The 12,719-nt window shown below is 61.4% G+C and carries 11 protein-coding genes; 10 read left to right on the forward strand and 1 reads right to left on the reverse strand.

What is annotated here, in order from left to right:
* Both DBR18_RS10595 and DBR18_RS10600 read left to right on the forward strand, forming a co-directional pair.
* Positions 1 to 542 (forward strand): thermonuclease family protein (locus DBR18_RS10595; RefSeq protein WP_108590278.1); only part of this gene is annotated, 542 nt, incomplete at its 5' end.
* A 183-nt stretch (positions 543 to 725) separates the two neighbouring features.
* Positions 726 to 1,994 (forward strand): malic enzyme-like NAD(P)-binding protein, encoded by a 1,269-nt coding sequence (locus DBR18_RS10600; protein ID WP_108590279.1) that lies wholly within the window; start codon positions 726 to 728, stop codon positions 1,992 to 1,994.
* A 213-nt stretch (positions 1,995 to 2,207) separates the two neighbouring features.
* Here DBR18_RS10600 and DBR18_RS10605 read toward each other — a convergent pair whose 3' ends face one another.
* Positions 2,208 to 4,652: a penicillin-binding protein 1A gene (locus DBR18_RS10605; RefSeq protein WP_371921088.1), complete on the reverse strand. Its 2,445-nt coding sequence runs from the start codon at positions 4,650 to 4,652 to the stop codon at positions 2,208 to 2,210.
* 219 nt (positions 4,653 to 4,871) lie between these two features.
* Here DBR18_RS10605 and DBR18_RS10610 point away from each other — a divergent pair, with 219 nt between their 5' ends.
* The 8 genes from DBR18_RS10610 to DBR18_RS10645 form a co-directional block, all read left to right on the forward strand.
* On the forward strand, positions 4,872 to 5,936 hold the full coding sequence (locus tag DBR18_RS10610) for a pilus assembly protein PilM (RefSeq protein ID WP_108590281.1): 1,065 nt from the start codon (positions 4,872 to 4,874) through the stop codon (positions 5,934 to 5,936).
* Complete coding sequence (locus DBR18_RS10615; RefSeq protein WP_108590282.1) at positions 5,936 to 6,502, forward strand: PilN domain-containing protein; 567 nt, start codon at positions 5,936 to 5,938, stop codon at positions 6,500 to 6,502. The genes DBR18_RS10610 and DBR18_RS10615 overlap by 1 nt, the downstream gene beginning before the upstream one ends.
* Positions 6,499 to 7,122, forward strand: a complete 624-nt coding sequence (pilO, locus tag DBR18_RS10620) for a type 4a pilus biogenesis protein PilO (RefSeq protein ID WP_108590283.1) — start codon at positions 6,499 to 6,501, stop codon at positions 7,120 to 7,122. The genes DBR18_RS10615 and pilO overlap by 4 nt, the downstream gene beginning before the upstream one ends.
* Positions 7,119 to 7,646, forward strand: coding sequence for a pilus assembly protein PilP (locus DBR18_RS10625; protein ID WP_108590284.1), 528 nt, complete (start codon positions 7,119 to 7,121; stop codon positions 7,644 to 7,646). Before pilO ends, DBR18_RS10625 begins: the two co-directional genes overlap by 4 nt.
* 13 nt (positions 7,647 to 7,659) lie before the next feature.
* Complete coding sequence (gene pilQ, locus DBR18_RS10630) at positions 7,660 to 9,732, forward strand: type IV pilus secretin PilQ (RefSeq protein WP_108590285.1); 2,073 nt, start codon at positions 7,660 to 7,662, stop codon at positions 9,730 to 9,732.
* 4 nt (positions 9,733 to 9,736) lie between these two features.
* Positions 9,737 to 10,255 carry a shikimate kinase AroK gene (gene aroK, locus DBR18_RS10635; protein ID WP_024011270.1) on the forward strand — a complete coding sequence of 173 codons (519 nt, stop codon included), beginning with the start codon at positions 9,737 to 9,739 and terminating at the stop codon, positions 10,253 to 10,255.
* A 151-nt stretch (positions 10,256 to 10,406) separates the two neighbouring features.
* Entirely contained in the window at positions 10,407 to 11,507 is a 1,101-nt protein-coding gene (gene aroB, locus DBR18_RS10640) for a 3-dehydroquinate synthase (protein ID WP_108590286.1), read from the forward strand.
* Between the two features lie 10 nt (positions 11,508 to 11,517).
* The coding region (locus DBR18_RS10645) for an ExeA family protein (protein WP_108590289.1) at positions 11,518 to 12,719 on the forward strand (1,202 nt) is incomplete at its 3' end.

Raw genomic sequence — 12,719 nt, forward strand, 5'->3', positions numbered from 1 at the left:
AAGCACTGGTGGCGGACAGTGGCGGGCGGGTCGGCTTGCTCCCCGGCAAGCAGGCCAAGGATCATTACGGCCGGACCCTGGCGCATGTCTACAGTGCCAGCGGCGCCAGTCTCGAAGCGCAAATGCTCGCCGATGGCCTCGGTTTTCAGGTCGCGGTGGCGCCGAACGTCGATCTTGTTGCCTGTCAGCAAGCCGCGGAAAGGAGCGCGCGAACCGCTGGGCGCGGCGTCTGGCGCCAGTCGCCTGTACTGAAAGCGCAGCAGATTCAGCGCTCGGGTTTCGCCGTGGTCAGCGGGCGTGTGAGCAAGGTTCAGCGCAATCGCGGTGGAATCTGGATCGAGTTGCAGGACGCGCTTGTATTGCGCGTTGCACCCAATCTGCTCGGACAGTTCGACAATGCCCGCTTGCAGGCGTTGAAAGGCAGGCAGATAGAAGCTCGCGGCTGGGTCGTCGATCGCTCGCGACGCGGCGGTTTGAAACCGGGTCAGCCACGCTGGTTACTTCCGCTGACGGATCCTTCAATGCTGCAAAGCGCTCGCTGAATAAAAATTGTAGACATTTTTTCTGTTGATTGTGAACAGTCCAGCCCTTGTGCGCCGTGGCTCTTGGCCCAAAGTCGTAGGGCAGGGCGCTTGACAGCGGTGACCGCTCAGTCTTGTGGGGACTTTGCGAGGCGCGTATCCTCGCTGACCAGTCTGTCCAACAGTAAAAAGCGGAATGCCAAAATGTCTGATCTGAAAACTGCCGCTCTCGAATATCATGCCAATCCTCGTCCAGGGAAGCTGAGTGTCGAGCTCACCAAGGCCACTGCTACCGCCCGCGACCTGTCGCTGGCCTACAGCCCCGGCGTAGCTGAACCAGTGCGTGAGATCGCTCGTGATCCTGAACTGGCCTACAAGTACACCGGCAAGGGCAACCTGGTTGCAGTCATTTCCGATGGCACCGCGATTCTGGGGCTGGGTAACCTCGGCCCACTGGCTTCCAAGCCGGTTATGGAAGGTAAAGGCGTGCTGTTCAAGCGCTTCGCCGGCATCGACGTATTCGACATCGAAGTCGACTCCGAAAGCCCGCAAGCCTTCATCGACACCGTAAAACGCATCTCCATCACCTTCGGTGGCATCAACCTGGAAGACATCAAGGCACCTGAGTGCTTTGAGATCGAGCGCGCCCTGATCGAGCAGTGCGACATCCCGGTATTCCACGATGACCAGCACGGCACCGCTATCGTTACCGCGGCCGGCATGATCAACGCCCTGGAAATCGCCGGCAAGACCCTGCCGGAAGCCAAGATCGTCTGCCTCGGCGCTGGTGCTGCGGCCATCTCCTGCATGAAGTTGCTGGTGAGCATGGGCGCAAAAATCGAAAACATCTTCATGGTTGACCGTACCGGTGTAATCCACTCCGGCCGTGACGACCTGAACCAGTACAAAGCCGTGTTCGCTCACGCCACCGACAAGCGCAGCCTGGCTGACGCTCTGCAAGGCGCTGACGTGTTCGTCGGTCTGTCCGGCCCGAACCTGCTGAGCCCTGAAGGCCTGCTGTCGATGGCGGCCAACCCGATCGTCTTCGCCTGCTCGAACCCGGATCCGGAAATCTCCCCGGAACTGGCACACGCCACCCGCAGCGACGTGATCATGGCCACCGGTCGTTCCGACTACCCGAACCAGGTCAACAACGTACTGGGCTTCCCGTTCATCTTCCGTGGTGCCCTGGACGTTCGCGCCAAGCGCATCAACGAAGAAATGAAAGTGGCTGCGGCCAACGCCCTGCGTGAACTGGCCAAGCTGCCAGTGCCGCAGGAAGTGTGCGACGCCTACGGCGGCATCAAGCTGGAATTCGGCCGTGAGTACATCATTCCGAAGCCAATGGACAAGCGCCTGATCACCCTGATCTCCGACGCCGTGGCCAAAGCTGCGATCGAGACCGGTGTGGCGACCCTGCCGTATCCGAAGAACTACCCGCTGAAAAGCGTGGATGACGTGTTCAACGGCTAAGTCGTTGTAACGCTTCAAACGAAAGCCCCGGCTCGTCATGAGTCGGGGCTTTTTGTTGGCAGATCAAAAGATCGCAGCCTGCGGCAGCTCCTACAGGGGGAGACGCATTCCAAATGTAGGAGCTGCCGAAGGCTGCGATCTTTTGATCTTGATTTTCACGCAATAAAAAGCCCCGCACTTCTCACGAAGGCGGGGCTTTTTGCCAAGGCTGGATCAGAACAGATCGATCGGCGCCTGCTCATCCGCTGGCAGCGGGCTGCCCGGCGCGGTGCCGTTACCCAGCTCGTTCACCGACGGCGGCGTGTCTTCCGACTTGAACAGCTCGAAGTACGCACCCGGCGTGCTCGGCGTTGCCGCGCGACCGCTGACCGGATCCACCCGCAGGCTGAGGATGCCTTCCGGCTCAGGCTGCACATGCGGCGGCTTGTCCTTGAGCGCGGCCGACATGTAGTTCATCCAGATCGGCAGCGCCACGGTGCCGCCGAACTCGCGACGACCGAGGCTTTCCGGCTGATCGAAACCGGTCCACACGGTGGTCACGTAATCGGCGTTGTAACCAGAGAACCACGCATCCTTCGATTCGTTGGTCGTACCGGTCTTGCCCGCGATATCGCTGCGACCCATGGCCAGTGCGCGGCGACCGGTGCCGAGCTTGATCACGTCCTGCAACATGCTGTTGAGAATGTACGTGGTGCGGCCATCGACGATTCGCTCGGCCACCGCCGGCGCTTGTGGTGCGGCGGTAGTGCCCGGCGCTTCGCCCGGCACCGGTGCGGCGTTGACGGTGATCGGCTGCGACGCTGGCGCGGCGAGGCCATCCGTGGCCGACACACCCTGAGGCACGGTCGGCGGGTTGGCGACGAACAACGTGTCGCCGTTACGGCTTTCGATCTTGTCGATGATGTACGGGGTGATCTTGAAGCCGCCGTTGGCGAAGGTGCTCCAGCCAGTGGCGATTTCCATCGGGGTCAGGGTTGCGGTGCCCAGTGCCAGGGACAGGTTCGGCGGCAGATCCTGCTTGTTGAAGCCGAAGCGGGTGATGTAGTCGATGGTCTTGCCCACACCCATCGCCTGCAGCAGGCGGATCGACACCAGGTTACGCGACTTGTACAGCGCCTCGCGCAGACGGATCGGGCCGAGGAAGGTGTTGGTGTCGTTCTTCGGCCGCCAGACCTTGTCCAGGTACTCGTCGACGAACACGATCGGCGCATCGTTGACCAGCGTCGCGGCGGTATAACCGCTGTCCAGTGCAGCACTGTAGACGAACGGCTTGAAGCTCGAGCCTGGCTGACGCTTGGCCTGCAGGGCACGGTTGTAGTTGCTCTGTTCGAACGCGAAACCACCGACCAGCGAGCGAATCGCGCCGTTCTGCGGATCCAGCGACACCAGCGCGCCCTGCGCCTGCGGGATCTGGCTGAATTTGAGCGAGTTGTTCGGCTGACGCTGCACGCGAATCAGATCGCCGACCTGCGCCACATCCGACGGCTGACGCGGTGCGGCGCCCATGCTGTTGGTATTGAGGAACGGGCGCGCCCATTTCATGGTGTCCCAGGCGACGTGTTCTTCGCCGGTACGGGTCAGCACCTGCAAGCCATTCTTGTCGACCTGGGTGACGATGGCCGGTTCCAGGCTGCTGATGGTTCGCTGCTTGGTCAGCTCGGTGGCCCACGCTTCGTGGGTCTTGCCCGGCAGACGCGATTCGGGGCCACGGTAGCCGTGACGCTGGTCGTAGGTCATCAGGCCTTCGTGCAGCGCGGTGTTGGCCATTTCCTGCAGGTTGCTCGGCACCGTGGTGGTGACGCGGAAACCTTCGGTGTAGGCGTCGCTGCCATAGCGACCGACCATTTCGGCACGGGCCATTTCGGCGATGTACGGCGCGTTCACTTCCGGCGTCGGCACGTGATAGCTGGCGTTCAGCGGCTCGTTAATCGCGGCGGTGTAGTCCGCCTCGGAAATCTTCCCGAGCTTGTACATGCGCCCGAGGATCCAGTCACGACGTTCCTTGCTGCGCGCCGGGTTGGCCAGCGGGTTGAAGCGCGACGGGGCTTTCGGCAGGCCGGCGATCATCGCCATCTGCGCCAGGCTGACGTCGCGGATCGACTTGCCGTAATACACCTGCGCCGCCGCCTCGATGCCATAGGCGCGGTTACCCAGGTAGATCTTGTTCACGTACAGCTCGAGAATTTCGTCCTTGGTGAGCTGTCGTTCGATCTGCAGGGCCAGAAGAATTTCGGTGGTTTTGCGCGAGAAGCTGCGTTCGCTGGTGAGGAAGAAGTTCTTCGCCACCTGCATGGTGATGGTGCTGCCGCCGGACTGAATGTGTCCGCTTTTGACCAGTTGGGTCGCCGCACGCATCAGGCTGCTCGGATCAACGCCATAGTGGTTGGCAAAATTGTCGTCTTCAGCACTTAGTAACGCATTAATGAAATTGGGTGGAATGTCGGCGAAACGGATCGGAGTACGGCGCATTTCGCCAAATTCTGCGATCAACTTGTTGTCGCTGCTGTAAACCCGCAGAGGAATCTGCAACTGAATGCTTCTCAGCGCCTCCACAGACGGCAAACCCGGACTAAGGTAAAGAAACGCGCCGCTGAGACCTAAAAGCAGTCCGCAGAAAACGGCGACGATGGACCAACCGAAAAATTTCAGCAGACGAATCAAGGCTTTTGAACATCCAGGGCAAAGAATGAATTGGGCGACAGGGTTCCGGTAACACACAGAACAACCTGGGCCGGCAGTAAAAAGCGGAAAAAAACGCTGGGCATTATAAGCACTTTTCTGCTGGGGGCGTCATTTGCGCTTCTGTCAAGGCGGGGTGAAGGAACGCAATGCGTATTACAGAGTCCGTAACTCACGGAAAGTCATAGGGAATTGGTAGTGCTGGGACTCTTCAATAAAAAGACCAATACGTTACTGGGGATCGACATCAGCTCCACTTCGGTGAAGCTTTTGGAACTGAGTCGTCAGGGTGACCGCTACCGGGTCGAGGCGTACGCGGTTGAGCCGCTGCCGCCCAACGCCGTGGTTGAAAAGAACATCGCCGAGCTCGAAGGCGTAGGCCATGCCTTGTCCCGCGTGCTGGTCAAGGCGCGGACCGGTCTCAAGAGCGTGGCGGTGGCGGTGGCCGGTTCCGCGGTGATCACCAAGATCATCGAGATGGACGCCGGGCTGACCGACGACGAGCTGGAAAACCAGCTCAGGATCGAGGCCGACCAGTACATTCCCTATCCACTGGACGAAGTCGCCATCGATTTCGAGGTTCAGGGCGTTTCACCGCGCAACCCGGAGCGGGTCAACGTGCTGCTGGCCGCCTGCCGCAAGGAAAACGTCGAAGTGCGCGAGGCGGCGCTGGCGCTGGCCGGGCTGACCGCGCGAGTGGTCGATGTCGAAGCCTACGCACTGGAGCGCTCGTTCGGCCTGCTCGCCACGCAACTGGCGGCATCGCAGGAGCGCCTCACCGTGGCGGTGGTGGACATCGGCGCGACCATGACCACCCTCAGTGTTCTGCACAACGGCAAAATCATTTACACCCGCGAGCAACTGTTCGGCGGGCGGCAACTGACCGAGGAGATCCAGCGTCGTTATGGCTTGACCATCGAGCAGGCCGGTCTTGCGAAAAAACAGGGCGGCCTGCCCGATGATTACGTCAGCGAGGTGCTGCAACCGTTCCGGGAAGCGCTGGTGCAGCAGGTCTCGCGCTCGCTGCAGTTCTTCTTTGCCTCGGGTCAGTACAACGCGGTGGATCACGTTCTGCTGGCCGGTGGTACGGCATCGGTGCCGGGGCTCGATCGCCTGATCGAGCAGCGTCTGGGCACGCCGACCCAGGTCGCCAACCCGTTTTCCGACATGGCCCTGAGCAGCAAGGTCAACGCCGGGGCGCTGGCCAGTGACGCGCCGGCCCTGATGATTGCCTGCGGGCTCGCGCTCAGGAGTTTCGACTGATGGCGCGGATCAACCTTCTCCCCTGGCGCGAGGAGCGCCGTGAAGAGCGGCGCAAACGCTTCCTGTTGATCCTGATCGGGGTGTTCGTCGGTTCGGTGGGTGCGGTGTTCATCGCCGACCAGATCTTCAGTGCCGCCATCGAACGGCAGCAAGCGCGCAATGCCTACATCGGCAAACAGATTGCCGTGGTCGACGAGCGGATCAAGCAAATCAGCGAACTCAAGGCCCGCCGCCAGCAACTGGTCGAACGCATGCGCATCATCCAGGACCTGCAGGGTAACCGGCAGATCAGCGGACGCATTTTCGATCAACTGGCCCGCACGCTGCCGGACGGTGTGTATTTCACCAGCGTGAAACTGGTCGGCAAGACACTGTCGATCAGCGGCGCAGCCGAGTCGAACAACCGCGTGTCGGAGCTGATGCGCAATCTGGACGCGTCCGACTGGTTCGACGCGCCCAGCTTGAACGAGGTGAAAGCGACCACCGCCGGTCAGGTGGATCAGGCCAACGTCTTTCAGTTGACCGTTCGTCAGACCCAGCCTTTGGTGACGGAGGGCGACAAATGAAACCGTCCGAGTGGCTGCAAAGTCTGCGCAACATCGACTTCAACGATCTGGACACCAGCAATATAGGTTCCTGGCCCGCAGCGGTGAAAACCATCGCGGGAGCACTCCTGATGGTGCTGGTGTTGGCGCTTGGCTATAACTTTTACATCAGCGATATGGAAAACCAGCTGGAAGCCAAGCGTCAGGAAGAAGACACCTTGAAGGAGCAATTCGCCAGCAAGGCGCACATGGCCGCCAATCTGGAGCCGTACACCCAGCAGATGAAGGAGATGGAGAACTCCTTCGGCGTGCTCCTGCGGCAGTTGCCCAGCGACACCGAAGTTCCGGGATTGCTCGAAGACATCACCCGCACCGGGCTGGGCAGCGGGCTGGAATTCGAAGAAATCAAACTGCTGCCGGAAGTCACCCAGCCGTTCTACATTGAATTGCCGATCCAGATCACCGTCACCGGGGCCTACCACGACCTCGCGACCTTCGTCAGCGGCGTTGCCGGGCTGCCACGGATCGTCACCCTGCACGATTTCGAGCTGGCCCCGGCCAACCCCGATGGCGGGACGAAGTTGCGCATGAGCATCCTCGCCAAGACCTACCGTTACAACGACAAGGGGTTGGATAAATGACCCCGATTCGTTATATCGCCCTGTCGCTGCTGTTGCTGGGTCTTGGCGGATGCTTTGGTGGAGATGACTTCAGCGATCTCGACGCCTATATGAATGAAGTCCGTCTGCGCCCGGCGGGCAAGATCGAGCCGACACCGACCTTCCATTCCTATCCCACGTTTACCTACAGCGCGGCCAACCTGCGCAGCCCGTTCTCGCGTCAGGTGCGCGTCGATCTGGCCGGGCAGCAACGCGGCTCGCGCAACGTCAAACCCGACCCCAACCGGGTCAAGCAGTACCTCGAAGGTTTCAACATCGAGCAGTTTGAAATGGTCGGCACGATCTCCAATGCCTCCGGTTCCTTCGCCCTGCTGCGCGGAGCGGGGGCGGTGCATCGGCTGAAAGTCGGCGACTACCTGGGGCGCAACGACGGTCGCATCGTCGCCATCAGCGCCACTCAGGTCGATGTGGTCGAAATCGTGCCCGATGGCGAAGGCGCCTGGCTGGAGCGTCCGCGCACCATTCCTTTGAAAGAGCACTCATAGTGGAAGTCGAACAATGAACAGGATTTTCTTTAGCCTCGGTTTTTCGCTATGGATAGCGCTGCTTTCACCGATGGTTCAGGCGGCCAGCCTCAAAACGCTGGATGTGGCAGCGTTACCGGGTGACCGCGTGGAGTTGAAGCTGTCGTTCGACGGCCCACCACCGCAGCCCAAGGGCTATACCACCGATTCCCCGGCGCGGATTGCACTGGATCTGCCGGGTGTCGCCAGTCAATTGGCGAGCAAGACCCGCGATCTGGGCAGCGGCAATGCGCGGACCGCCACAGTGGTGGAGGCCAACGACCGCACGCGCCTGATCATCAGCCTGACGCAACTGACGCCCTATACCTTTCGGGTCGAAGGCAACAATCTGTTTGTCGTGGTCGGGCAGGGCACCAAACCGGCCGCACCACGACCAGCCGCTGTCGCGTCACGCCCTGCCGCTGCTGCGGCGAAGGTGTATGCGCCCGTCGCCAAGGCCATTCGTGGCGTCGACTTCCAGCGCGGCACGGCGGGTGAGGGCAACGTCGTCATCGACCTGTCGGACCCGACCATCGCCCCGGACATCCAGGAGCATGACGGCAAGATCATCCTCAGCTTCGCCCGCACGCAGTTGCCGGACAGGCTGCGGGTACGCCTCGACGTCAAGGATTTCGCCACCCCGGTGCAGTTCGTCAATGCCGCCGCGACCGGTGATCGTGCGGTCATCACCGTCGAACCCAGCGGCACGTTCGACTATTCCACCTACCAGACCGACAACAAGCTGACCGTCAGCATTCGCCCGATGACGGTCGATGACCTGCAAAAGCGCAACGCCGACCGCAACAGCTACAGCGGCGAAAAGCTTTCGCTGAATTTCCAGGACATCGACGTGCGCTCGGTGCTGCAGCTGATCGCCGATTTCACCAACCTCAATCTGGTGGCCAGCGATACGGTGCAGGGCGGGATCACCCTGCGTCTGCAGAACGTGCCGTGGGATCAGGCGCTGGACCTGGTGCTGAAGACCAAAGGCCTGGATAAACGCAAGATCGGCAACGTGTTGCTGGTGGCGCCCGCCGACGAGATTGCGGCTCGTGAGCGCCAGGAGCTGGAGTCGCAGAAACAGATCGCCGAACTGGCGCCGCTGCGCCGCGAGCTGTTGCAAGTGAACTACGCCAAAGCCGCGGATATCGCCAAGCTGTTTCAGTCAGTGACCAGCGCCGAAGCGAAAATCGACGAACGTGGCTCGATCACCGTCGATGAGCGAACGAACAATATCATTGCCTACCAGACCCAGGATCGCCTCGACGAGTTGCGGCGAATCGTGGCGCAACTGGATATTCCGGTGCGTCAGGTGATGATCGAGGCGCGGATCGTCGAAGCCAACGTCGATTACGACAAGAGTCTGGGCGTGCGCTGGGGCGGCTCGATCCAGAACAAGGGCAACTGGAACACCTCCGGGGTCAGCAATGGCTCGTCGACCACCATTGGCACGCCGGGCAGTACCAGCACCAACTCGCCGTTCGTCGACATGGGCACGGTCGGTAACACGTCCGGGATCGGCATCGCCTTCATCACCGACAACGTGCTGCTTGATCTTGAGCTGACTGCCATGGAGAAAACCGGCAACGGCGAAATCGTCTCCCAGCCGAAAGTCGTCACCTCCGACAAGGAGACGGCGAAGATCCTCAAGGGCACCGAGATTCCGTACCAGGAAGCCAGTTCCAGCGGCGCGACGTCGGTGTCGTTCAAAGAGGCTTCGCTGTCGCTGGAAGTGACGCCGCAGATCACCCCCGACAACCGCATCATCATGGAGGTCAAGGTCACCAAGGACGAACCGGACTACCTGAACAAGGTGCAGGATGTACCGCCGATCAAGAAGAACGAGGTCAACGCCAAGGTGCTGGTGAACGACGGCGAGACCATCGTGATTGGGGGCGTTTTCTCAAATACTCAAAGCAAGGTCGTAGATAAGGTGCCATTTCTTGGCGATGTGCCGTATCTTGGCCGCCTTTTCCGGCGTGATGTGGTTTCGGAGAAAAAATCCGAGCTGCTGGTATTTCTCACTCCGCGTATCATGAATAACCAGGCGATTGCTGTGAGTCGTTGATTCTGTGCGAAATTTGATTCTTGTAGGACCGATGGGCGCTGGCAAAAGCACCATCGGCCGGTTGCTGGCCAAAGAGTTGCGCCTGCCGTTCAAAGATTCCGACAAGGAAATTGAACTGCGCACGGGCGCCAATATCCCGTGGATCTTCGACAAGGAAGGCGAGCCCGGCTTTCGTGACCGTGAGCAGGCGATGATCGCCGAGCTGTGCGCGTTCGACGGCGTGGTGCTGGCGACCGGCGGCGGTGCAGTCATGCGCGATGCCAACCGCAAGGCCCTGCACGAGGGCGGGCGGGTGGTGTATCTGCACGCCTCCGTCGAGCAGCAGGTCGGGCGCACGTCGCGCGATCGCAATCGTCCTTTGCTGCGCACCGCCGATCCGGCGAAAACCCTGCGAGACCTGCTCGAGATCCGCGATCCGCTCTATCGGGAGATCGCCGATCTGGTGGTGGAAACCGACGAACGGCCGCCGCGCATGGTGGTACTCGATATTCTCGACCGTCTGGCACAGCTGCCACCCCGTTAAAGCGCCGCCGGAAATGCGCTATCCTCGGCGTCCTGTCACAGCCGTCGAGGTTGTGGCGGATGGCGTGCGAGCGGCGTCATACCCGCTATAGGCCGCAGACAACCAATAATTCAGGGCAGGACGCCTGCTTCCATCTTCACTGTGGGGACACATGCAGACACTCAAGGTCGATCTAGGCGAGCGCAGCTACCCGATTCATATTGGCGAAGGTTTGTTGGATCAGCCTGAGCTGCTGGCGCCGCATATTCATGGGCGGCAAGTGGCAATCATCTCCAACGAGACCGTTGCGCCGCTCTATCTCGAACGTCTGACCCAAAGCCTTGCGCAGTTCTCGGTCATCTCGGTGGTGCTGCCGGATGGCGAAGCCTTCAAGAACTGGGAAACCCTGCAACTGATCTTCGACGGCCTGCTCACCGCCCGTCACGACCGCCGTACCACGATCATCGCCCTCGGCGGCGGGGTCATCGGTGACATGGCCGGTTTTGCCGCCGCCTGCTACCAGCGCGGCGTCGATTTCATCCAGATTCCTACCACCCTGCTGTCCCAGGTCGATTCGTCGGTGGGCGGCAAGACCGGCATCAACCATCCGCTGGGCAAGAACATGGTCGGCGCGTTCTATCAGCCGAACGTCGTGCTGATCGATACCGCGTCCCTGAAAACCCTGCCAGAGCGCGAACTGTCCGCCGGTCTGGCCGAAGTCATCAAGTACGGGCTGATCTGCGACGAGCCGTTCCTGACCTGGCTCGAAGACAACGTCGACGCGCTGCGCGCGCTGGACCAGAAAGCCCTGACCTACGCCATCGAGCGTTCCTGCGCAGCCAAGGCTGCCGTGGTCGGCGCCGATGAGAAGGAAACCGGCGTGCGCGCCACGCTCAACCTCGGCCACACCTTCGGCCACGCCATCGAGACCCACATGGGCTATGGTGTCTGGTTGCATGGTGAGGCGGTCGCCGCTGGCACCGTGATGGCGCTGGAAATGTCCGCGCGTCTGGGCTGGATCAGCGAGCAGGAACGTGATCGCGGCATTCGTCTGTTCCAGCGTGCCGGTCTGCCGGTGATTCCGCCGGAAGAAATGACCGAAGCCGATTTTCTCGAACATATGGCAATTGATAAAAAAGTGATCGACGGTCGTCTGCGCCTGGTGCTGCTGCGCCGGATGGGCGAAGCGGTGGTGACCGCCGATTATCCGAAAGAGGTTCTACAGGCCACGCTGGGAGCGGATTACCGCGCTCTGGCTCAGCTTAAAGGTTAATAAGATTCCGATGACTAGTTTGCATGCCGACGAGGCGTTCCTCGGCCATTTCCAGTTAAGTCACGACCCTTTCGCGCCGCGGGTGCCGGGCTTCAAATTTTTCCCGGCCCAGCGCAAACCGGTGCTGGGGCAACTGCATCACCTGGCGCGTTACAGCCAGTTGCTGCTGGTGGTCACCGGCCCGCAGGGCAGCGGCAAGACCTTGCTGCGTCAGGCGCTGGTAGCCAGCACCAACAAGCAATCGGTGCAAAGCGTTGTGGTGTCGGCGCGTGGCGCCGGCGATGCCGCTGGTGTGCTGCGTCAGGTTGCCCAGGCGCTGGACGTGGCGCAGGCGGAAGTCGGCGCGATTCTGGCGCAGGTGGTGCAACTGGCGCTGACCGGTCAGGAAGTCTATCTGCTGGTGGATGACGCCGAGCAGCTCGACGAGTCTGCCCTCGAAGCGCTGATGGCGCTGGGTGCCGGTGCACCGGAAGGTCGTCCGCACGTGTTCCTGTTCGGTGAGTCGTCGCTGATCGCGCAACTGGAGGCCTTGCACCTCGAGGAAGAGCGCTTCCATGTCATCGAATTGCAGCCGTACACCGAAGAAGAAACCCGCGAATATCTCGACCAACGGCTCGAAGGTGCGGGCCGGGGTGTCGAACTTTTCACCGCGGATCAGATCTCTGAGATTCACGAAAGCGCCGAGGGTTGGCCTGGCAACATCAACCAGGTCGCTCGCGATGCACTGATCGAAGTCATGATTGCCAGCCGCTCTGCGGTCAAGCGTCCAAGTATGGGGTTCAACATGCCGAAGAAACACGTATTGGCGATATCCGCCGTCGTTGTGGTCGCGGTCGCCGCCGCCTGGCTGATGCCGGGTCGCAACAAGGCGCCAACCACCGGCGCACCGGCCAACGAACAGGCGCAACTGCCGTTGGGCCAGGGCGCCAAGGGTGGCGCGCCGAACGTCGAATTCGCCGGCAATACCCAGCCGATGCCGCTGCCGCTGGTCGGCAACTCGCAGCCGGTCATGCGCGGTCCGTTGGCTGAAGCCGCGGGCGGCATCACTGAAGGTGACGACGGTGTGCCGGTCGAAGGCTCCAGCGCGACGCCGCCGACCGTCACCACTTCCGCACCACCGGCTGGCGTTCCGGCCGGACCGGCGCCAACCCCGGTTCCGGCGCCCGCCGCCAAGCCGACCCCGGCACCGACTCAGGTCGCCACCGCCAAGCC

Origin of the sequence: Pseudomonas sp. HMWF021 (assembly GCF_003061005.1) — a bacterium.
In the GTDB taxonomy this organism is placed as follows: domain Bacteria; phylum Pseudomonadota; class Gammaproteobacteria; order Pseudomonadales; family Pseudomonadaceae; genus Aquipseudomonas.

Excerpts from the sequence above, each read along its gene's own strand:
- DBR18_RS10600 (WP_108590279.1), top strand. The coding sequence starts at position 726 with ATGTCTGATCTGAAAACTGCCGCTCTCGAATATCATGCCAATCCTCGT.
- DBR18_RS10615 (WP_108590282.1), top strand. The coding sequence starts at position 5,936 with ATGGCGCGGATCAACCTTCTCCCCTGGCGCGAGGAGCGCCGTGAAGAG.
- pilO (WP_108590283.1), top strand. The coding sequence starts at position 6,499 with ATGAAACCGTCCGAGTGGCTGCAAAGTCTGCGCAACATCGACTTCAAC.
- DBR18_RS10625 (WP_108590284.1), top strand. The coding sequence starts at position 7,119 with ATGACCCCGATTCGTTATATCGCCCTGTCGCTGCTGTTGCTGGGTCTT.
- pilQ (WP_108590285.1), top strand. The coding sequence starts at position 7,660 with ATGAACAGGATTTTCTTTAGCCTCGGTTTTTCGCTATGGATAGCGCTG.
- aroB (WP_108590286.1), top strand. The coding sequence starts at position 10,407 with ATGCAGACACTCAAGGTCGATCTAGGCGAGCGCAGCTACCCGATTCAT.